The following is an 18,620-nucleotide window of genomic DNA, read 5'->3' as shown; positions in this document are numbered from 1 at the left end:
CGTGAAAGGATTTTGGACGTGCCACAGAGTTCCACACCCCCAGATCCGGAGTACATCGTCGCCACCGACGGAGCCTGCAAGGGCAACCCGGGACCGGCCGGGTGGGCGTGGGTCGGCATGGATGGCGAGTGGGCAGCCGGGTCGGTGCCCGAGGGCACGAACAACATCGGCGAGCTGCTGGCGCTCCTCCGCGCGTTGCAGTACCACGCCGATGTACCGAACCTGCGGGTGCAGGCCGACTCGAAGTACGCGATCGACACCTACTCGTCGTGGATGGACGGCCACCGGCGCCGGGGCTGGAAGACGTCGACCGGAGCGCCCACGAAGAACCGCGAGATCCTGGAGCTGCTGATCACCGCGCGAGATGCTCGCCAGGCCGCGGGGCTCCCGCCGGTCACGCTCGAGCACGTGCGCGGTCACGCCGGGCATGTGCTCAACTCCTGGGCCGACAACCGCGCGGTCCGGGCGTCCCACCACGCCGCATCCGGTCTGACGCACGAATGGGCCACCCGCGGGGGTCAGGAGCGGCTCGACGTGGGCGCGATGCCGCCGAAGTCCGGCGAGGACAAGCCCGCGCGGGCACGGAAGAACTGACCCCACCGGGACGCCGCGACACGCGCGGAGTCAGCGGAAGGGATTCTGCGTGCTGCCGTCGCCGGCGTCCATGACGCCGGCCGCGTGGCCCTGGTCCCACGCGTCGCCCCGGGCCTCGAGATCCCGCGACAGGGCATCGGCATCGAGCACGCGCCTGGCCAGGCGCACCCAGTCTCCCCACGACGCCTCGACGACAGTTCCGCCCGCACCGACCTCTCACCGCTCGGGAACCTCCGCGGGCCGGAGGGAGAGAGTACCGACGCTGATCGTGCGCCTGCGCGGGTCGGGCATGGTCGACCTTCCTGGTGGGCCGGGCGGAGAGTTGCTCTCCCCATGCTCCCGCACGACGGACGAACCGGATTTAGCTTCCCAGGAATATAATTCCGCTGCATCCAGTTGCCCCCTCCATGGACTTCTTCGACACCCTTCTGCGCTACGAGGTGACCCTCTGGGACGCGGTGGAGGCCGCGCTCCGCCGCGAGGGACAGATCAGCGCGGCCCAGATGCAGGCGCTCACCGTGATCCATCGCCACGCGGGCGCTGCGCGCGTGGCGGACGTGAGCGAGAGCATCGGCATCACCGTGGGCGCCGCGAGCAAACTCGTCGACCGGCTCGAGCGTGGCGGGCTGATCATCCGGCGCCCCAATCCCGTCGACCGTCGGTCATCGCTCGTGGTGCTCACCGACGCCGGCGATGCCGCGTACGAGAACGCGACTCGGGTGCGCGAGCACACGCTCCGCGAGCTCCTCGACCCCGAGGCCGCCGATACGGCCAGGGAAGCACTCCTCATCCTGCAGGCCCGGCTCGAGCGCGCGCGGGACGGGGTGAACGCATGACCGGGACGATGCGGGCCGTGGTCGTGGACGCGCCCGGAGCGCCCGACGTGCTGCACGTCCGCACCGTGCCGCGCCCCGTGGCACGCACCGGCGAAGTCCTGGTCAGCGTGCGCGCGTTCGGCGTGAACCGCTCCGAGCTGCACTTCCGCCAGGGGGTCGCCTACACCGGCTCCTTTCCACGGATCCCGGGGATCGAAGCGACCGGCGTCGTGGCCGACGCGCCCGGCGGCGAGTTCGAGCCCGGAACCCGGGTGATGACGATGATGGGTGGGATGGGCCGCGAGTTCGACGGCGGCTACGCGGAATTCGTCGTCGTCCCCGCCGCCCAGGTCATCCCGTTCCAGAGCGACCTGCCGTGGGAGGCGCTGGGCGCCGTGCCCGAGATGGTGCAGACGGCAAGCGGCTCGCTCACTGTGGGCCTCGACGCGCGGCCGGGCGACAGCATCCTCATCCGGGGCGGCACGTCGTCGGTCGGCCTGGCGCTGGCCGTGCTCGCCAAGCTCCATGGAATGACGGTGTTCGCGACGACGCGGCGCGAGGCCGCTCGAGCACAGCTCGAGAGCGTGGGCGTCGACCACGTCCTCCTCGATGACGGCGACGTCGCCGCGCAGGTACGCCGGATCGCGCCGGACGGCGTGGACGGCGCCGTGGAGCTCGTGGGGGTCGATGTCCTGAAAGACACCCTCCGCTCGGTTCGCAGCGGGGGCACGGTCTGTTTCACCGGCATGCTCTCGGACCAGTGGACCATCGGCGAGTTCTATCCGATGGAGTGGCTGCCCAACGGCGTGCGCCTCACCGCGTACTCCGGGGAGGCCGCCGATCTGTCGGCGAAGGCCCTCCAAGACTTCCTGGATGCCGTTGCCGAGGGCCGTGCGACGATCCCGATCGGCCGCGTCTACGCCCTGGACGATATCGTGCAGGCGCACCGGGACATGGAAGCAGGAATGGTCGGCGGTAAAGGGGTGGTTCTCCCGTGATCCCGCCGCTGGAGATCTATCACGCGCAGTACCTGGCTCGCCGCGCGGTCCCAGACGCCGACGCGGGGAGCGGCCCTCCGGAAGGCCAGGAGAGCGGGCCGAGGCGCGCGGCGTCTACTGCGGCGCGCGGCGCAAGCGCGGCTCCGGTGGCGGCGGCACTTCCTTCGCGGCGATGATGTCCGACACGGCGATGCGCTCGATGCCGCGCTTTCCGTCGACCACGACCACCGACGCGTCGGCGCTCAGCAGTTCGCCCAGCGCATCCGTCGCCTGTCCCGACGGCAGCAGATAGCGCACGACGACGCGGCGACCCGGCGCGGGGAGGTTCACCAGGCGCCGGGTGCGTAGTCCTTGAGGAACACCCCGAACACGTCTTCGCCGGCTTCTCCCCGCACGATCGGGTCGTACACGCGCGCGGCACCGTCGACGAGGTCGAGCGGGGCGTGGAAGCCCTCTTCGGCCAGGCGCACCTTGGTCGGGTGCGGGCGCTCGTCGGTGATCCAGCCGGTATCGACGCTGGTCATGAGGATGCCGTCGGTCTCGAACATCTCGCGCGCGCTGGTGCGCGTCAGCATGTTCACGGCGGCCTTGGCCATGTTGGTGTGCGGATGCCCCGGACCCTTGTACCCGCGGCCGAAAACACCCTCCATCGCACTGACGTTCACGATGTAGGTGCGCCGGGCGGGGCTCGCCGCGAGCGACGGGCGGAGCTTGGACACCAGGAGGAACGGCGCCGTCGTGTTCGCCAGCTGCACCTCGAGCATCTCCAGGGGGTCGACTTCCTCGACGCGCTGGGTCCACGAGTTCGCATCGTGGAGGTCGGGGATCAGCCCGCCGGCATCGATCGCGGTTCCCGCCGCGAGGCGCTCGAGCGAGCTGGAGCCGGCCGCCATCGCCTGCTCGGTCAATTCGTCGGCGCGCGCTGCGGCGGCGGCGAGGATCGGATGCCCGGCGACGGAGCGCTCGAGAGCCTGCGGGTGCTGGTCGTTGGTGTGACCGAAGGTGAGGAGTTCGGGGAGCGGCCCGTCGGGGAGCGGAGCAAGTTCCGCATCCACGAGCGGCTGGTACGCGCCGGGTGAGCGCCGAACCGTCTGGGTCGCGTTGTTGATGAGGATGTCGAGGGTCCCGGCCGCCGCCACGTCGTCGGCCAGCCCGATCACCTGGGCCGGATCACGCAGGTCGATCCCGACGACCTTGAGGCGGTGCAGCCAATCCGACGCATCCGGGAGGCTGCTGAAGCGACGCACCGCGTCGCGAGGGAAGCGCGTCGTGATGGTGGTGTGCGCGCCGTCGCGGAGAAGCCGCAGCGCGATGTACATGCCGATCTTCGCGCGGCCGCCGGTGAGCAGCGCGCGCTTGCCGGTGAGGTCGGTGCGCGCCTCGCGCTTCTGGTGGCTCATCGCCGCGCAGGCGGGGCACAGCTGGTGGTAGAACGCGTCGACGACCGTGTACGGCTGCTTGCAGATGTAGCACCCGCGCGCCTTGAGCAGCGTGCCGGCGGTGGGCGCGGTGGTCGCGGTGGTGATCGGGATTCCGCGCGTCTCGTCGTCGATCCGGTCGGCGGCACCCGTCGCCGTGGCGGCGACGACCTCGCGGTCGGCCTGGGCGATGGCCTCGCGGATCTCGCGGCGTCGTTCCTTCTTCACGGCCTTGAACATCCGGGCGGTCGCCTGCCGCACGGCGATGAAGTCGGGATGGGTCGCGTCCAGCCCCGCCATGCCCTCGAGGACGCGGAGGGTGGTCTCCAGGTCTGCCGGATCGATTCCGCTCGGGGTCAGAGCAGGGGCAGAGGTATCGGGAAGCACACCCGATGGTACTTCGACGGGATGCGTGGATGCTGTTACCGTGCGACGGTGCACTCCTCCCCCGTTCCTCCGGAGCCCCGCCGCATCCACGTGTCGGCGGCCGTGATCCTCGATACCGAGGATCGACTGCTGCTCGTGCGCAAAGAAGGCACCTCCGCGTTCATGCAGCCCGGTGGCAAGCCCGAACCGGGCGAGTCGGCGAGCGAGACGCTCCGCCGGGAACTCGCGGAGGAGATCGGGGTGCAGGTGGGCCCGGATGACCTGCGAGCGCTCGGCACCTACACGGCCGCGGCGGCAAACGAGCCGGGATTCCTGGTGATCGCCGAGGTGTTCGGCGCCGACATCGGGTCGCAGCATCCGGAGGTGGGAGCCGAGATCGCCGAGCTCCGGTGGGTGTCGGCGGCCGATGCCGAGCACCTGGAGGTAGCGCCGCTCGCGCGCGAGAACTTCCTCTCCCGCTGACCACGCCCCTCGACGACGCGACGCGTCGCCGCCTGCTGGCCGCGCTGACGCAGAGCGAGCGCACCGCAGGCGAGCTCGCCGCCCTCGAGCCGATCAGCCGCCCCGCGGTAGCCACCGCTCGCCGACCTACCAGACGGTGCCGCCGCCGATCGAGATACCGCCCCACGTGAGCGCGATGAAGATCCCGGCGAACACGACAGGCGCGATGCCCTTGCCGCTGCGCGCGAGCCCCTTGAGAAGGGCGATCACGGCGAGGATTGCGGCGATGATCGAGAGGCCGCCGCCGAGAATCAACCCGATGAACAGCGGAATGGGCATGAGCACGAGGCCGGCCAGCGCGACCCAGAACGCGGCCCAGGCAGACGGGTTGGAGCGGCGTTCGACAGAGGAGGACATTCATCCATTATCCCGTCGAGCGCCGGTGCACCAGCGCCGGCCCGAGCGCCTTGTTCATCACCTGTCGAATGCTGGACCGGAGCAGTCCGCTCGCCTCCGCGCGACGCTCCGCAGTGACGTGGGCGTCAGTTCGGGTTCACCCCGTGCATGTTGCAGAGGAAGATGAACGTCTCCCAGGAGACGGTGGCGACTTGTTCTAGCGGCGGCATGGGCATCATGTTCGTACCGCCACGGGCGCGGAGGAAGTTCACCTGGTCACGGAACGAGTTGTATTGAGCGACGTTGGTGAAGTTGACCTTGGCACCGGGGCTGATGTGGACGACCGTTCCGTTAGGGGCAGAGACCACTGTCTGCATTTCGACTTCCTCCATTGGGCTAGGGGACGGCGCGGGGTTGGAGCCTGGTAGCAGACTGTTGTTATTGACGTAAGGAGCAGGGTCAAACGCGGTCCCGCCGGGCCTCGTGCGCATCTCGAGATGAAGGTGAGTGCCTTCCGAAGCTCCGGTGTTGCCCATGAGGCCGACTTGCGTTCCGCGGGTGATGCGGACGCCACGCGACACCGACTGAGCTCGCAGATGGGCGTAAAAACTAGACCATCCGTTGTCGTGTTCGATCTCGACGAAATGGCCGTAGTTGACGTGGGTCGAAACATTGTTGATGACACCATCGGCCACGGCGTACACGGGTGGTCCCGACGAATCCGGGTAGTCGATTCCCGCGTGAAGGCGGCCACTCCGCATCCCAAACCCGTAGCTCGGGGTGATGTACCGGGCGAGCGGAAAGCCCCATACGACATCGGCCTGAGCGCGGTCAGGGAAAAGCCAGCTCCCGCCGAGGGCCGCGGCGGATACGACGGCGCTTCCGATGATGAAGCCGCGCCGTGAGGGCCCTGAGCCAGCCTCAACGCCGGGGGTGTCCGCGCTCATCCGACGTGCTCGTCTTCGTCAAGACCTCCGGGCAACTCTCCACTGAGGTATCGCGCGTACTCGTCACCCGTCAGCGCGGCCACATCACCGTAGAAGACAGCAGTAGAGACATCGCCCGGGTTTGTGTACAGCGCGACGTATGTGCCATCGGCGGCAACGATGGCAGGACTCGTGTCTCGGTAAGGGACGGTGACGAAGAGCCGACCGTCGGATCCGCGCGCCTCGGCGCGCGCCAGGTCGTAGAAAATGGTGCGTCGAGCTTGTTCCTCACGCGCCCGGTCCGACCCGCTCGCGATTAACTCAACCGTCGTTTGGGCGATTTCCTGTGTGGCTACTGGCGTGAGCACTGCGTCAGGGTATCTGACGCGGTCGCTGCTCCCGTGGAGAAGATCAAGCGAGTCGTCAAGATGATGCGTGGATCGGGATTCACCCCGACAGGCCGTCCCTCGCAGGCATTCCGATGCCCTCCTCCCCCGATGCCGGCGTGCATCGCTGTTCGTTTTGCTCGGCTGGCCGCGTTGGGTCTGGATCGTGACTGCCTGGGCCTGGACTCACGTCGGGTGTCGTAGTTAGCGCTCGATCATCGGGCATTCGTGCGGGCGGGTCATCCGTGCGCTGGCGGTGCGGCGTCGATACCGATTTGCCCGTCACAGGACCCGCGCGCCCGAGGATCGGCTACGTGCGCTGCTCGCCGAACTCGCGCTGCACGTCAGCGAACGTCCGGACCTCTTCCTGGAGGCGTCGCGCCAGCCACTCACCGTCGCGCAGCCACTTCTGCAGGTTGCGCTCGCTGTCCCACCCATCGAACGGGTCCGCGTGCGTCTCGAAGAAGGATTGCCATCCCTCGAGATCCTCGGCCAGCTCAGTCGATAACCCGTACGTCTCGGGGGTGGTCGTGTACCCGACATCCCACGTCGGTGTCGAGTTCTCCCAGAGAGGGTAGCGCCGGCCGTAGTCAGGGAACATACGAATGACGCGCCGCTCCGGCGGGAACTGCGGCATCTGCTGCATGACTCACACCGTATCGACCACTGCTTCCGCCCTCAGCGACCGGCGCGATGTCAGCGAGCTGATGCACTATCGAGACGTGCCGTCGTCCTAAGCTCAGCTCATGAGTCGGTTGGACAGGTCGTCATCCGTCCGCTCTTCCCACGAAAGGAAGCCGGAAGCGCTGGGAAGGGCAGGGTTAGCCGCGGTCGCCATGACGCTGTTGTTGCTGCAGCTTGGATGCGCAGCCAGCTCTGTCACCGACGGTGATGGCAGTCGAGCGGTGCTTTACGACTCCATCGATGGCCTCGCGAGCGACAGTACGGCGATTGTGATTGGCACAGTAACCGACCAGCGGACCGACGGTGAAACGACGATCTCCACCGTCGATGTATTGAGCGCGCCGACGTCTCCGCAGCTAGGAGCCACCGCTCCAGAAGCTGAGTCAGTGAGTGCCGGCGACAGCGTCGCTGTCCGGCAGGATCCGTCGTCCCGGCCTCTCCTCGAAACAGGCAAGGAGTACGCGTTGTGGCTGACTCCGACGACGCTGGACGGTGACGCAGCTAACGACTTCTTCATCACCGGATCGAATGCAGGTATGTACCTCGTGGACGGGGACATTGCTCACCGCGTGGCAACGGAAACGGGAGACACGCTGCCCGAGACGATCGAGATCGCGGGGCGACCCTGACGATGCAGCCGTAGCCCGCGTTACCTGTGCAGTGCGCTAGCGAACAGACGTCGATGTGTTCTGGCGTGGCCCTCAAGCCGGCCCCCGTCCGTTCAGCGCCCGTATACGGACCGTTGAAGGAGCGCAACTGATGCGAGCCGGCAGTTGTGGAGGAGATGCGCAACTGTCCGGCAAGCTGGGACGGTGGACGATCTCGCGGATGCCCTGCTGCGTGGTCCGCGCGGTCGCCGGATGTGCCTGGAGTACGCCGCCCGCACCGATGAGACGGTGCATACTGCGTTGTTCTGGCTCGGCCACGAGCTCGATCCGAACCCGGGCACGCTCCTCCGTCTTATTGGGGATACTTCCGACCCGGAACCTGATCCGACGTCCAGCGCCGATGACCTCGCGGCGCTCATCGACGATGTCGACCTGACTCATATCCGTGGAGACATCCTGAGGGAGGCGCTGCAGGCGTCGGTCGATCTCGCGCGCTACTGGCAGGAGCCCGACGGCGCGGATACCGTCGCCACGCTTCCGCCGGTTCTGCACGTGCTCGGCCGTGTCGCGCACCGTTTGGTTACAGCGATGCCCGACCTCGCCGCGCTGTGCGGGTCAGCACAGTGGGCAGTGCAGTGGCGTCCGCTTGCCGACAGCGAACCACTGGTGCGGGATCCCTCAGCCGTGCTGGTCGAGTGGACCCGCGCCCAGCGTGAGGACGAGGAACGCTCAGCACGCGAGCGGCCCCGCGACCCTCACGCCAACTTGTCGGGCACTTGGTGGTCGGTACCGCAGACGCTTCTCGCGACGCGGGGCAGTCCGGCGGATGCTCTTGAGCTGGTGGAAGACTCCCTCGGCTGGGAGGTCGCGACGGTCATCCCCGTGCGCGGAGCGGGGCGGACGCTCGAGATCCAGACGCCGGAGGAATGGGCAGACCTCTGCCGCGAGTACCCGATGGAGGTCACCGCGTCCCGACGACACGACTGGTTCCGGGTTACCGGACGTGACGGGCGGTGGCTGATCCCGGATTGGGAGCGCGTCGCCGCGCGGTGGGATGCCGTGCACCTCACTACGCTCGGGTATCTGTCCACGGCCACCACGTTGATCGACATCGACGAGGAATACGGTTCAGTGATCGGCGGCTGGGCTCCCGACTCCACCATCTGGCTCACCGACGTCGCCCGCGAATGGACTCCGCAGCGACAAGAGTGGACCCGCCCGCAAGACGACTGGCGCTGGAGCCCGCCCGAACTCCCATCGGCCCGCTGAGCGACCCGCTATCGTTCGGCTCGGCGGAGGCACCAATGCTGCCCGCAAGGCAAATCCCCATGTCGGAGGATTGCGCCAGGCTTGCGTCGAACCGTTCACGGGTGGGGAGGAGTTGGGATGTCCGAGGTGATCGCGGCGACGGTGGGCTCTTTGGCTGGCGTGGGTTTGGAAGCGCTGCACGGCGGACGGCGTGATCGTGCGCGTGACGGCCGCGAACGACGTCGAGCCGGCGCGGACGAGATTCTGGAGGCGCTCCGTCCGCTTCACCGGCGAATGCGCAAGGTCCAGTTCTCACGCAACGAAAAGAAGTGGTCGAAAACGATAGATCACGCGCTGAGGACTATCGAGGTCCATCGACACTTGTTGCCCTATGGTTTGCATCTCCATCGAAGCGTTCGGGACGCACTTGGAACCGCTACCGGGCTCGGCTTGCATGAGCTACTCGGCGGGGATCGTCGCAAGCTCGCTTCCTTCGATCGACTCTGGCTTGAGCGTGGAGCGGGCTACGTGGACTATGCGATGTACGTCGTCGAGCGCTGGCGGGCCGCGCACAAGGAGTCCACTGCAAGTCGGGTGAAACTCATGGATTTCGATGCGTGGCTTCGAGAGGTCGAACGACGGTCCACCATCGGACCCTGACGTCGAGCTGCGATGGCGCTGGCACCGGCGTCGCTAGCGAAGAGTCGGCACGGTAAGGGACCCCTCGTAGGCTCGAGATGGGGCGCCCCTGCGCCGGACTTCCAGCGGGCGTGGCACGCTGGAGCAATGAACGGTCCCTCTCTCCGCGCGCGGCTGCTCACGGCGCTTTCGGGCGATCCGGACGGCATGCCCCGGTGGGTGCGTGAGCTCGCCGAGGGCGACGACGACGGGTACTTTCCCGACGGTGGCGCGGTCTGGACGGTCCACGCCGGCACCGCGACCTTCGTCGCCGGCATCCGCGCGCTGCTCATCCAAGCCCTCCACCCCGGCGCGATGGCCGGCGTTCACGACTTCTCGCGCTACCGGGAGGATCCACTAGGCCGACTGACGGGCACCGTGCGGTGGATCATCTGCGTCACGTACGGCTCGACGACGCAGGCGAAGCAGGAGACGGCGCGCGTGGGCCGGCTGCACGAGCGCGTAGCGGGAACCTACTCGACGGATGCCGGGGCTCACGCCTACTCGGCGTCGGACGCCCGTCTCGTGGAATGGGTGCACCTCGCGTTCGCAGACGCGTTTCTGGGCGCGCACGAGCGGTGGGGCGGTCCGATCCCTGGAGGTGCCGACGGATACGTGCGCGAGTGGGCGACCGCTGGGCGTCTCATGCATGTGGAGAATCCGCCCGAGACCGAGGCCGACCTGAGGGAGAGGCTGCGGGGGTTCCTCGACCGTGCAGAGCTCCGCCGCGACGAGCGCGTCGACGAGGTCGTGCGGTTCTTGCGTGACGTGCCCTTCACCGGCTCGATGCGATTTGCCTATCGCGTGCTGTTCGCCGCCGCTGTCGCGAGCCTGCCGCGGCCGTACCGCAAGTTGCTCGGGGTGCGTCGCACCGTCCTGCCCGTCGTGACGGCGACTCGCATCGTGCTCGCGGTATCGCAGCGCGCGCTCGGCGCGGGCCCTCGCGCACAGGATTTCGCTCGAGAGCGGCATCGCCGCCTCGCGCACGAACAAGCCGGGGCCCATCCCGCAGAGTGAGGCTTCGCCTCCCCGGCCGTTGAATCGCCCCGCTCCCCATAGATGAACCACGCCACGCGGCTTCCAGCGTGCAGGGAGCGTCCGTTTGACGACCCTCCTTCGCGCGTCGCCAAATAGACGCTAAGGGGGTTAACGGGCCGGTGGCAACTACGAGGGGCCTCGGCGACTCAACTCGAGAGCGTCGTGATTCCGTTGATTAGGGCGACACATGCAATGGCAATGAACGCCAGGGCCCCCAGGAAGTAGCCGACCGCCTTGTAGGTCGGGCTGCCTTTTAGTTCGCCGACGCCCCGCAGGACCAGGCCGGTGGCGCCGATAGCGACCACAAGGCCGATCCCGATGCCCAGCGATACGGGAGGTGGGAGTGCGAGCGCCGTTCCCCATACGACGATTCCTATCCCGCAGGCCGTCCCACCGAACAGGAGCATCGACGCGAAGATCATGAAGGCGACCTCGCCCTTTGTCAGCGGCAGTTCGACGGCGTCGTCTGATAACGGAGGGCCGAAGATCGGCTCGCCGCGCCTAGCGCGAGCTTTCACCTCGTCGACGATTGCCTTGTTCCGCTTCCCATGCACGACCATGTCTAGATGCTGGCATCGATCGGAGTCTGGGTTCGTTCGCGCCGGATCCAGCAGCCCCATGACCGACCGGCAACCGCACCCGTTCAGATTGATACGGTTTGAGCCGCCATCCACAGCAGAATATGGGCATGGGAAACGGCGAATCTTTCCGAGCTTCTCCCGCCGATGCCGCAGCTCCAAAAAGACCGTACACAGCGTCCGTGGGTTGGGGTGCCCGATCGCGCGACAGTTCGGGCCGATCCTTCACCTCTTACGACGAGGGGTTCCGTGCGTGCTTTGGAACAGCCACGCGATGGGCCGAGCAGATCTTGCTCGACTCACTTCCGACGACTGTCGATGAACAGATCCTCGAGGGTGCACCGGCGTTTGACTATCTGGCGTCGTTGCGGGACACGATGGTCGCCGCGGCGGCAGACTTCGCGGCTGCGTATGACTCCAGCACATGGCTGCAGTTGATTCGCCTGCTGAACCCGGCTGCTGTCAGGGGTGTTGGGCCGCACGGTCCCGAGGACGACTTTCAGTCGCTCTTTCGAGTTGCAGAGAACCTGGTGGGGTCTGCTGATGGCGCGATCGTCACAGCGTTCTCGGAATCGGGCGTAGGTACGGGGGTGTCGATGCAGCTTGCTCGCCTTATCGCGCTCGCGGACATGATTGACAGCCTGGAAAACGGAATCAGAATCTTGAGTAAAGGCGCTCGGTTCCGCGTTCACCGACGACGACGTCCGCGTCTGCTTCGTGATGACGACTTGCGTGAATCGCTAGCCGAATTTGACCTCAGAAACAGGTACAAATCGGTAGAACAGCACGCCTATCTTGAGCAGGGTTCGACTTACGATTCTGGCTGCGGCGACCCGCCCGTTCTGGCAGCGTTCCGGTTAAGGGACGGATTCGGTCTCAACACCACCTGGAGTGGGCCGTTCGAAGAGGCAGAGCTCGTCGACGACTTGACGCAGTTCACGGTCCGGGTGTTTACGACCGGAGATCCGACCAACGCCGTGCTGGGCAAGGGTGCACTCGACGCTTTCGATGATCCCGACGCCACCGCAGCTGTCATCGTCTTCGGTCACGCACTACTGAGGCGCGTTATCCACCGAGACTCGGGAGCGGGTCAGTCGATCACCCGATACGGCACACTCACCATGCAAACTGTCGAACTCGAGAAGGAAGTCGCATCCACGTTGAAGGAACACAACGTGGTCGCTTGGCTCAGCTCGCACGGAAAAGATTCACTCACGACCGGACAGATCATCGAACTCGTTGACGGCATGTTTGAGCCAGGCCGCCGCAGTTACCCAGGTCGAATGATCCACACCCGTGATACAGACAGCGTTATCGATGTCTGGGCGCTCGGTTGGCACCTCGCAGTAGGACTCCGAGTGGATCCATCCGTGGGCGGATCGTTAGTCAATGTGAGCGCAGAGGAGTTCGAGCTCGCGACACAGTCGGTTATCGACCGGACGCCGTTCGCGCCACCTTCAGTGCTGCGACAGTTGCGAGGCAAGACTCTGCGGCTGAAAGGAAGGTCGATCACCGACGTCGATGCTTTAGTTGTCGTCGGCAACAAACTGTTCCTTATCTCCTGTAAGCGCGTTACCCTCCGGGTCGACTACCTAGCCGGCGACTATCGCAGTGTTCGCAATGCGCAGTCGCGCGTTGATGCGGCTCTCGACGAGTGGACGAGTCGCCTGCAGACTCTCCGCGAGTCACCCAGCGGGGACAACTACGACTTCCGAGACTACGAAATCGATGGTTTCATCGTTGTCCCCGAGTTGGTCTACTCGCGGCGTCCTGAGTCCCGCGACTTGCTACGCATCGGTATTGGGCGGCACTTCTTCACACGTGTTGAGTCGTTGGAACAATTGGCGGCGAGCCTCGAGATGGCATCCGCACGCGTTCCCATCTAGGACTTACGCCGAGGCAAAACAAACCCTGTCTTCGCCGAGATGCGTTTTGCCGATCATCGACGCGATGTCAGAACAACGGTGTGTGGTGACGCGAGCCTCGTCCCCCGCACCCTCAGCTGTGCACCCGGCTGCCTCGAGATGCCATGGCTGCGACGCTATCGGTCTTGAACGGGCGCAACAGGCTCCGGAAATTCAATCTCCATCCATCTCTCTCGACCACGAAGTCTCTCGTAGCGCCTGTACTTCCCCGACCGACGAATTCGGTACATCCTGCGCTCTGATACGTACTCATTGGTGATCACGTGCCGGTGCCATCGTCGACCAGCGGCGTCCGTAATCAATAGGAATGCGCCGGCCAGCTCGACTTGCTTCGTCCTCAACAGATCGACCGACGCCGTGGCGTTGGCCTGCGGGCCAACGATTGGCTCTTCCGAATCGATCGTCTCGAAGTAACTCCGTGCTTCTTGAACTCCCGGGACGTCGACGTCGACTCGCGCGTAGGGGATGGGACTGGTCCCCGTGTTCTGTGCCCTGATGGTCAGGATGCTGCCAATGTCCGTATTGGTCGGTACATCGAAGCTGATCTCATACCAGGTGACGAAGGCGTCAGCGTGCGAACGTAGCTGACGCGCGCGATCCAGGAGGAGGATGTACAACGCCAACGCCAGCGTGCCGACGGTGCCGATAGCGGCGAACCAGTCGGCGACGCTACCCAAATCCATGAGCTGACATTACGCGAGGCACTGACCCAAGCAACACTAAGCAGGCGACAGTGCTCACGCTCGAGATCACCGCAGCCGCTTCCGCCGAGTGCAGTACGGGCACCTGCTCGACAGCGGCGACACTCCTCGCGGCGCCAGATGCGCAGAACGACCGTGGGCGACATGGACCGGACGCGCGTAGCTCCCCACAGCGGCCATCGCACCTTCTCGCGCCCGCTAATGGATCCTGAGTGAGCGGCGTTTCCACCAGACACGGCAGCAAGCATCACGTTCAAGACTGCCCACTCAAGGTGTCCGCGCCTGAGCTAGCCTGACGGCGAGGTGAGCATGGCAAGCATCACCGCGTACCAGGCAGCGGCCGCCCGCCGCTACCGTGTTCGCTGGCGCGACGACAGCACCCGTCGCCAGGTCGAGAAGCGCGGGTTCCGACCAAGCGCGAGGCCGAGATCTTCCTCGCACGCACCGAAGTCGCCCGCACCGACGGTTCGTACACCGATCCGGCCGCCGCACGAGCCACAGTCGGCGACCTCGGCGCCGAGTGGATGCGCAACAAGCGTCACTCGCTTAAAGCCTCGTCGTACAGCTCCCTTGAGAAGTCGTGGCGTGTCTACGTCCGCCCGCGGTGGGAAGACACGCGCATCGGCGACATCCGGGCGTCGCAGGTCGAGCAGTGGATCCGCGACTCTCCGAAGGCACGGACGAACCGGACGAAGAGCAGCAGCGTCACCGGAAAACCCCGGTCCGCGACCGTCGTCTATCGCGCGCTCGGCGTGCTCGCCGGCATCCTCGACACCGCCGTCCGCGACGGACGCATCCACCGCAACGTCACCCGCGGCGCGCAGAACCTCCCCACGAAGCGCTCCGAGAAGCCGAGACGATACCTGACCCATGCAGAGGTCGTCCGTCTCGCCGAAGCGGCGAGCACGTCGACCTATCGCACGTTGATCCTCGTCCTCGCCTACTGCGGACTGAGGTGGAGCGAAGCGATCGGCATGCACGTGCGCGACATCAACTTCGAGCGGCAGCGCCTCCAGGTCAACCGCGCCGCCGTCGAGGTCGAGGGTCGCATCGTCGTCGGAACGCCGAAGAACTGGGAGCGGCGGATTGTCCCCTTCCCCGACTTCCTCGAGGCACCCCTGAAGGAGATGTGCGCCGGCAAGGCGCCGGACGATCTCGTGTCCATCGACGACGACGGCAACCACTTGCGACGGGCGAAGACCAGCGTCGGCACGACGTCGTGGTTCGCGGCCGCCCTCGAGCGCTCCGGCGTCGAGCGACTCACACCGCACGACCTCCGGCACACGGCCGCGAGCCTCGCGATCTCGTCGGGCGCGAACGTGAAGCCGGTGCAGCGGATGCTCGGACACAAGTCCGCGGCGATGACGCTCGACACGTACGCCGACCTCTTCGAGGACGACCTCGACGAGTCGCCGCGCGTCTCAATCAGGGCGCTCTCGCCGCCGACGTCATCCGGATCGCTCAGGTATGACCTGTAGGCAAGCCCCGATTCTGTGGGCAAATTGTGGGCAAACGCCCGTTCGACCCATCGTCGACGAAAACGAAAAGGGCCACAAATCCGCGTAATTCCGCGGGTGTGTGGCCCTTCTCTGTGACAGCGGCTGGTGGAGATGGGGGGAATCGAACCCCCGTCCATCGCTGAGATATCGCGTCTTCTCCGGGCGCAGTCTGTGCAGACGTTCTGCTCGGCTCCGACCTTTGTCACAGACACCTAAGTCGACAAGCCCAGCCTGGGAAGAGTCCCGAGCGGCGTCCAGACGCCACCGCTCAGCAAGTCCCCTAGATGACGCCAGAATCCGTAGCGGGGACGCCTACGGTCTGACGGAGTTCAGGCTCGCTTAGGCAGCGAGGGCGAACTCAGTGCGCTTGGTTTCGGCACATATTGTTTTACAGGGAGCGTTTACGAGATAACCCTGTATCCTCGGCCCGCTTCTCGCGAATTCACAGGCGATGTCGAAACCGATCATCCCCGTGATCCTCCGTGTGGAGGGGCCACTGTCACGCTGTGGAGTTGTGTGTCCAGAAGCCGAAGCATCCGGCCTCACAGACTACAACGGATGCTGCGCCGGTGCCATTCCCGAAGGCCCCGCCGTGGGCCCTCCTCCCGCCTGACTCACACGATGCGCCGTATGCTCGCGGCATGAGCGAGGTCGTGGTCACCGTCCGGGGCGAGCAGGAGCGACGCGTTGCACCGGAGCACGCCGTCGTCAGCCTCGCGGTGCGAGCGGACGGCCCGGTGCGCGGGCCGGTCGTCGAGCGGGTCACGACGCTCGCCGAACCTCTGCGGGACGACCTCGTCGCGCACCAGCGCTCCGGCGAGGTGGTGGAGTGGTCGAGCGGTCGGGTGTCGGCGTGGTCCGAGCGCCCGTGGAACGCCGAGGGCCGCCAGCTGACTCCCGTGCACCACGCGTCGATCGACATCGTCGCCACGTTCGGCGATTTCGTCGCCCTGTCATGGTGGATCGGCGAAGTCGCCGAGACCGATGCCGTGCAGGTGACCGACGTCCGGTGGGCACTCTCCCCCGCCACCCGCGCCGAGATCGAACGCGAGGTGGCCGCCGAGGCGGTGCAGGTCGCGGTCGACCGTGCCCGCGCCTACGCCGAGGCGCTGGGTCTGGAGTCGGTGACGCCGTTGGAGATGGCCGACGCGGGGCTGCTGCTGCCGCATCCGGAGCGGGCTCCGGTGATGATGCGGGCGATGGCGGCGGATGCGTCGGGCGCGGGCGTGGCGTTGCAGCCCGCCGACATCGTGGTCGGTGCCGCGGTCGAAGCGCGGTTTCTCGCGCGCTGAGCCTCAGTCGCCGAGGCGGTTGCGCGAACGCATCGCGCGCTCGGCCTCGCGCTTGTCTTCGCGCTCGCGGATCGTCTGACGCTTCTCGAACTCGCGCTTACCCTTGGCGACGGCGATCTCGACCTTGGCGCGGCCATCGGAGAAGTACAGCCGCAACGGCACGAGTGTGTAGCCGCCGGCGGAGACCGCGTGGGAGATCTTGATGATCTCGTCCTTGTGGAGCAGCAGCTTTCGCGTGCGCTTGGTCGCGTGGTTGGTCCAGTGCCCCTGCGAATACTCGGGGATGTGCACGGCGTCGAGGAAGGCCTGACCACCGTCGATGTAGGCGTAACCGTCGGTGAGGTTGGCCCGCCCCTGGCGGAGCGACTTCACCTCGGTGCCGGTGAGGACGAGGCCTGCTTCGTAGGTCTTCTCGATCGCGTAGTCATGACGGGCACGACGGTTGGTGGCGATGACCTTTTCGCCTTTTTCACGAGGCATGTCCCACCTCCCTCGGATCCCGGGCACACGCAGCCGTTCAGTCTACAAGGCCTGGGCCCGGCCTCGGTCGCTCCCGCTCAGGTGCGGAGCCAGCGGCGGATGGCGAAGCCCGCCGACAGGGCCGCGAGCACCACGCCGATGAGGACGATCACCGGCACCACGATCGCGATCTCGGCCGGACCCACCCACGTCGTGACGAACGTGATGCGGCTGCGGAGATAGTCATCGACGCCGAAGTTCACGATCGCCCACACCGCGGTGCTCGCCAACGCCGAACCGATGAGGGCGGCCAGAACGCCCTCGAGCACGAACGGGGTCTGGATGAAGCGGTTGGATGCTCCGACCAGGCGCATGATGCCGATCTCCCGCCGGCGCGCGAAGGCCGAGAGCCGGATGGTCGTGCCGATCAGGAGGACCGCGGCGATGAGCATGAGGCCGGCTATTCCGACCGCGATGTAGGTCGCGACCGTCAGCGCCGAGAACAGTGGCTCGAGGTACTGCATCTGGTCCTGCACCTCTTCGACACCGTCCATACCGCCGAATCGCTCGGCGATCACGTCGGACTGGCCCTGGTCGATCAGGTTGATGAAGAAGCTCGCGTTGATCTGGTCGGGCGTCAGAATGTCGGCGTAGTCCTCGCCCAGCTGCTCGAGGGCATCCTCATAGGCGTCTGCGCTGGTGACATAGCGGTAGTCGCGGATCAGCGGGGCGAGCGCTTCTCCGTCGAGCGCACCGCGCACTTCCGCGATCTGCTCCTCGCTGGCGACGCCGTTCACGCAGGTATCCGAGTCGGACACGCTCGTGCACATGTGCACGGCGACCTGGGCGCGGTCGACCCAGAAGTCGCGCATCTGGCCGATCTGCATCTGCATGAGCATCGCCGCGCCGACAAAGGTCAGCGAGACGAACGTGACCAGGACGACGGAGATCACCATGGAGGCGTTGCGGCGGAGGCCCTGGAACGCCTCCGAGAGGATGAGGCCGAATCTCACGAGGTGGGCCCCACTTCGTCTTTGCTGTCACCGAGTCCGAGCCGATCGGCGAGCCCGAGCTCGTCGATGTCGACGGGTGGCAGATCGAGGGCCACCGGACGGGTGTGGGTCGAGAGCTGCTCGCCCTGCTCCATCGCCGCGGCCTGCTCTGGCGGCACCGGCATGTGACTGTCGGATGCGGCCGGAGCGGCGGGCGCGGATGCCGCTGCCGCTGCCGCGCCGGCGGTGGCTGCCGTGGCTGCGGCGGCTGCGACCGGATCGGCTGACCGATCCCGATCCGAGATGGCGGGTTGTTCCGCGGCGGGCGCCGCCTGCTCCGGACGCGCCGCGGCCGCGGGGGCCGGTGCGGGTGGCCAGACGGCGGGTTCGGTGCGCGCACCGGGTGCGGGGGGCCACGCCTCGGCCTCATCGGCAGGGGATGCCCACGCGTCGGCCCCGGCCGCTTCCGCAGCGGGGGCGACCGACCCGTCACGCAACGCGGCCTCGCCGAGCGCCTCGGCCGCGACGGGGGCGAGCTCGTCGGCCGCCGCATCCAG

The 18,620-nt window shown here is 66.7% G+C and carries 22 protein-coding genes and 1 other RNA gene; 11 read left to right on the top strand and 12 right to left on the bottom strand.

All coding sequences use genetic code 11. The features are described 5' to 3' along the window. Positions 1–18: 18 nt before the first annotated feature. A complete protein-coding gene (locus tag AC2DGY_RS06945; RefSeq protein ID WP_484508966.1) occupies positions 19–594 on the top strand; it encodes a ribonuclease H family protein in 576 nt (191 codons plus the stop codon). Between the two features lie 30 nt (positions 595–624). Here the strand turns inward: AC2DGY_RS06945 and AC2DGY_RS06940 are convergent, their stop codons facing one another. Further along, on the bottom strand, positions 625–762 hold the full coding sequence (locus AC2DGY_RS06940; protein WP_484508965.1) for a hypothetical protein: 138 nt from the start codon (positions 760–762) through the stop codon (positions 625–627). A 239-nt stretch (positions 763–1,001) separates the two neighbouring features. Here AC2DGY_RS06940 and AC2DGY_RS06935 point away from each other — a divergent pair, with 239 nt between their 5' ends. Further along, positions 1,002–1,430 (top strand): MarR family transcriptional regulator, encoded by a 429-nt coding sequence (locus AC2DGY_RS06935; RefSeq protein WP_484508964.1) that lies wholly within the window; start codon positions 1,002–1,004, stop codon positions 1,428–1,430. Further along, entirely contained in the window at positions 1,427–2,407 is a 981-nt protein-coding gene (locus AC2DGY_RS06930) for a zinc-binding dehydrogenase (RefSeq protein ID WP_484508963.1), read from the top strand. The genes AC2DGY_RS06935 and AC2DGY_RS06930 overlap by 4 nt, the downstream gene beginning before the upstream one ends. A 114-nt stretch (positions 2,408–2,521) precedes the next feature. Here the strand turns inward: AC2DGY_RS06930 and AC2DGY_RS06925 are convergent, their stop codons facing one another. Both AC2DGY_RS06925 and AC2DGY_RS06920 read right to left on the bottom strand, forming a co-directional pair. Then, positions 2,522–2,737 (bottom strand): putative acetyltransferase, encoded by a 216-nt coding sequence (locus AC2DGY_RS06925; protein WP_484508962.1) that lies wholly within the window; start codon positions 2,735–2,737, stop codon positions 2,522–2,524. Then, complete coding sequence (locus tag AC2DGY_RS06920) at positions 2,734–4,212, bottom strand: SDR family NAD(P)-dependent oxidoreductase (RefSeq protein WP_484508961.1); 1,479 nt, start codon at positions 4,210–4,212, stop codon at positions 2,734–2,736. The genes AC2DGY_RS06925 and AC2DGY_RS06920 overlap by 4 nt, the downstream gene beginning before the upstream one ends. Before the next feature lie 48 nt (positions 4,213–4,260). Between AC2DGY_RS06920 and AC2DGY_RS06915 the strand changes: the two genes are divergently transcribed. Continuing rightward, positions 4,261–4,674, top strand: coding sequence for an NUDIX hydrolase (locus tag AC2DGY_RS06915; protein WP_484508960.1), 414 nt, complete (start codon positions 4,261–4,263; stop codon positions 4,672–4,674). Between the two features lie 126 nt (positions 4,675–4,800). On the opposite strand, the gene AC2DGY_RS06910 is transcribed toward AC2DGY_RS06915, so the two are convergent. From AC2DGY_RS06910 to AC2DGY_RS06895, 4 genes are all read right to left on the bottom strand, one after another. Beyond that, positions 4,801–5,070, bottom strand: coding sequence for a hypothetical protein (locus tag AC2DGY_RS06910; RefSeq protein WP_484508959.1), 270 nt, complete (start codon positions 5,068–5,070; stop codon positions 4,801–4,803). 125 nt (positions 5,071–5,195) lie between these two features. Next, positions 5,196–5,996 carry a M23 family metallopeptidase gene (locus AC2DGY_RS06905; RefSeq protein WP_484508958.1) on the bottom strand — a complete coding sequence of 267 codons (801 nt, stop codon included), beginning with the start codon at positions 5,994–5,996 and terminating at the stop codon, positions 5,196–5,198. Continuing rightward, positions 5,993–6,343, bottom strand: a complete 351-nt coding sequence (locus AC2DGY_RS06900) for a hypothetical protein (RefSeq protein ID WP_484508957.1) — start codon at positions 6,341–6,343, stop codon at positions 5,993–5,995. The genes AC2DGY_RS06905 and AC2DGY_RS06900 overlap by 4 nt, the downstream gene beginning before the upstream one ends. Before the next feature lie 328 nt (positions 6,344–6,671). Further along, positions 6,672–7,007, bottom strand: a complete 336-nt coding sequence (locus AC2DGY_RS06895; RefSeq protein WP_484508956.1) for a hypothetical protein — start codon at positions 7,005–7,007, stop codon at positions 6,672–6,674. 100 nt (positions 7,008–7,107) lie between these two features. Between AC2DGY_RS06895 and AC2DGY_RS06890 the strand changes: the two genes are divergently transcribed. The 4 genes from AC2DGY_RS06890 (at position 7,108) to AC2DGY_RS06875 (ending at position 10,596) form a co-directional block, all read left to right on the top strand. Further along, positions 7,108–7,674 (top strand): hypothetical protein, encoded by a 567-nt coding sequence (locus AC2DGY_RS06890; protein ID WP_484508955.1) that lies wholly within the window; start codon positions 7,108–7,110, stop codon positions 7,672–7,674. Between the two features lie 183 nt (positions 7,675–7,857). Then, positions 7,858–8,922, top strand: coding sequence for a hypothetical protein (locus AC2DGY_RS06885; RefSeq protein ID WP_484508954.1), 1,065 nt, complete (start codon positions 7,858–7,860; stop codon positions 8,920–8,922). 117 nt (positions 8,923–9,039) lie between these two features. Then, on the top strand, positions 9,040–9,561 hold the full coding sequence (locus AC2DGY_RS06880) for a hypothetical protein (RefSeq protein WP_484508953.1): 522 nt from the start codon (positions 9,040–9,042) through the stop codon (positions 9,559–9,561). A 126-nt stretch (positions 9,562–9,687) separates the two neighbouring features. Then, positions 9,688–10,596: an oxygenase MpaB family protein gene (locus AC2DGY_RS06875; protein ID WP_484508952.1), complete on the top strand. Its 909-nt coding sequence runs from the start codon at positions 9,688–9,690 to the stop codon at positions 10,594–10,596. A 167-nt stretch (positions 10,597–10,763) separates the two neighbouring features. Here AC2DGY_RS06875 and AC2DGY_RS06870 read toward each other — a convergent pair whose 3' ends face one another. Further along, positions 10,764–11,177: a hypothetical protein gene (locus tag AC2DGY_RS06870; protein ID WP_484508951.1), complete on the bottom strand. Its 414-nt coding sequence runs from the start codon at positions 11,175–11,177 to the stop codon at positions 10,764–10,766. 200 nt (positions 11,178–11,377) lie between these two features. Between AC2DGY_RS06870 and AC2DGY_RS06865 the strand changes: the two genes are divergently transcribed. Further along, positions 11,378–13,081: a hypothetical protein gene (locus tag AC2DGY_RS06865; RefSeq protein ID WP_484508950.1), complete on the top strand. Its 1,704-nt coding sequence runs from the start codon at positions 11,378–11,380 to the stop codon at positions 13,079–13,081. 155 nt (positions 13,082–13,236) lie between these two features. Here the strand turns inward: AC2DGY_RS06865 and AC2DGY_RS06860 are convergent, their stop codons facing one another. Continuing rightward, complete coding sequence (locus AC2DGY_RS06860; RefSeq protein ID WP_484508949.1) at positions 13,237–13,803, bottom strand: hypothetical protein; 567 nt, start codon at positions 13,801–13,803, stop codon at positions 13,237–13,239. Between the two features lie 542 nt (positions 13,804–14,345). Between AC2DGY_RS06860 and AC2DGY_RS06855 the strand changes: the two genes are divergently transcribed. Next, complete coding sequence (locus AC2DGY_RS06855; RefSeq protein ID WP_484508948.1) at positions 14,346–15,299, top strand: tyrosine-type recombinase/integrase; 954 nt, start codon at positions 14,346–14,348, stop codon at positions 15,297–15,299. A 124-nt stretch (positions 15,300–15,423) separates the two neighbouring features. Here the strand turns inward: AC2DGY_RS06855 and ssrA are convergent. After that, positions 15,424–15,792, bottom strand: a transfer-messenger RNA (tmRNA) gene (ssrA, locus tag AC2DGY_RS06850). Between the two features lie 169 nt (positions 15,793–15,961). Between ssrA and AC2DGY_RS06845 the strand changes: the two genes are divergently transcribed. After that, the gene (locus AC2DGY_RS06845) at positions 15,962–16,612 is read left to right on the top strand and encodes an SIMPL domain-containing protein (protein WP_484508947.1); all 651 of its coding nucleotides are present in this window, start codon (positions 15,962–15,964) and stop codon (positions 16,610–16,612) included. Positions 16,613–16,615: 3 nt separating this feature from the next. On the opposite strand, the gene smpB is transcribed toward AC2DGY_RS06845, so the two are convergent. Together smpB and ftsX are read right to left on the bottom strand one after the other, a co-directional pair. Continuing rightward, entirely contained in the window at positions 16,616–17,092 is a 477-nt protein-coding gene (smpB, locus tag AC2DGY_RS06840; protein WP_135067402.1) for an SsrA-binding protein SmpB, read from the bottom strand. A gap of 77 nt (positions 17,093–17,169) precedes the next feature. Next, the gene (gene ftsX / locus AC2DGY_RS06835; protein WP_484508946.1) at positions 17,170–18,084 is read right to left on the bottom strand and encodes a permease-like cell division protein FtsX; all 915 of its coding nucleotides are present in this window, start codon (positions 18,082–18,084) and stop codon (positions 17,170–17,172) included. Positions 18,085–18,620: the final 536 nt, after the last annotated feature.

The sequence above is a fragment of the Microbacterium sp. Z6_144 genome, assembly GCF_057197625.1.
This window is presented reverse-complemented; position numbering and strand designations above follow the sequence as displayed.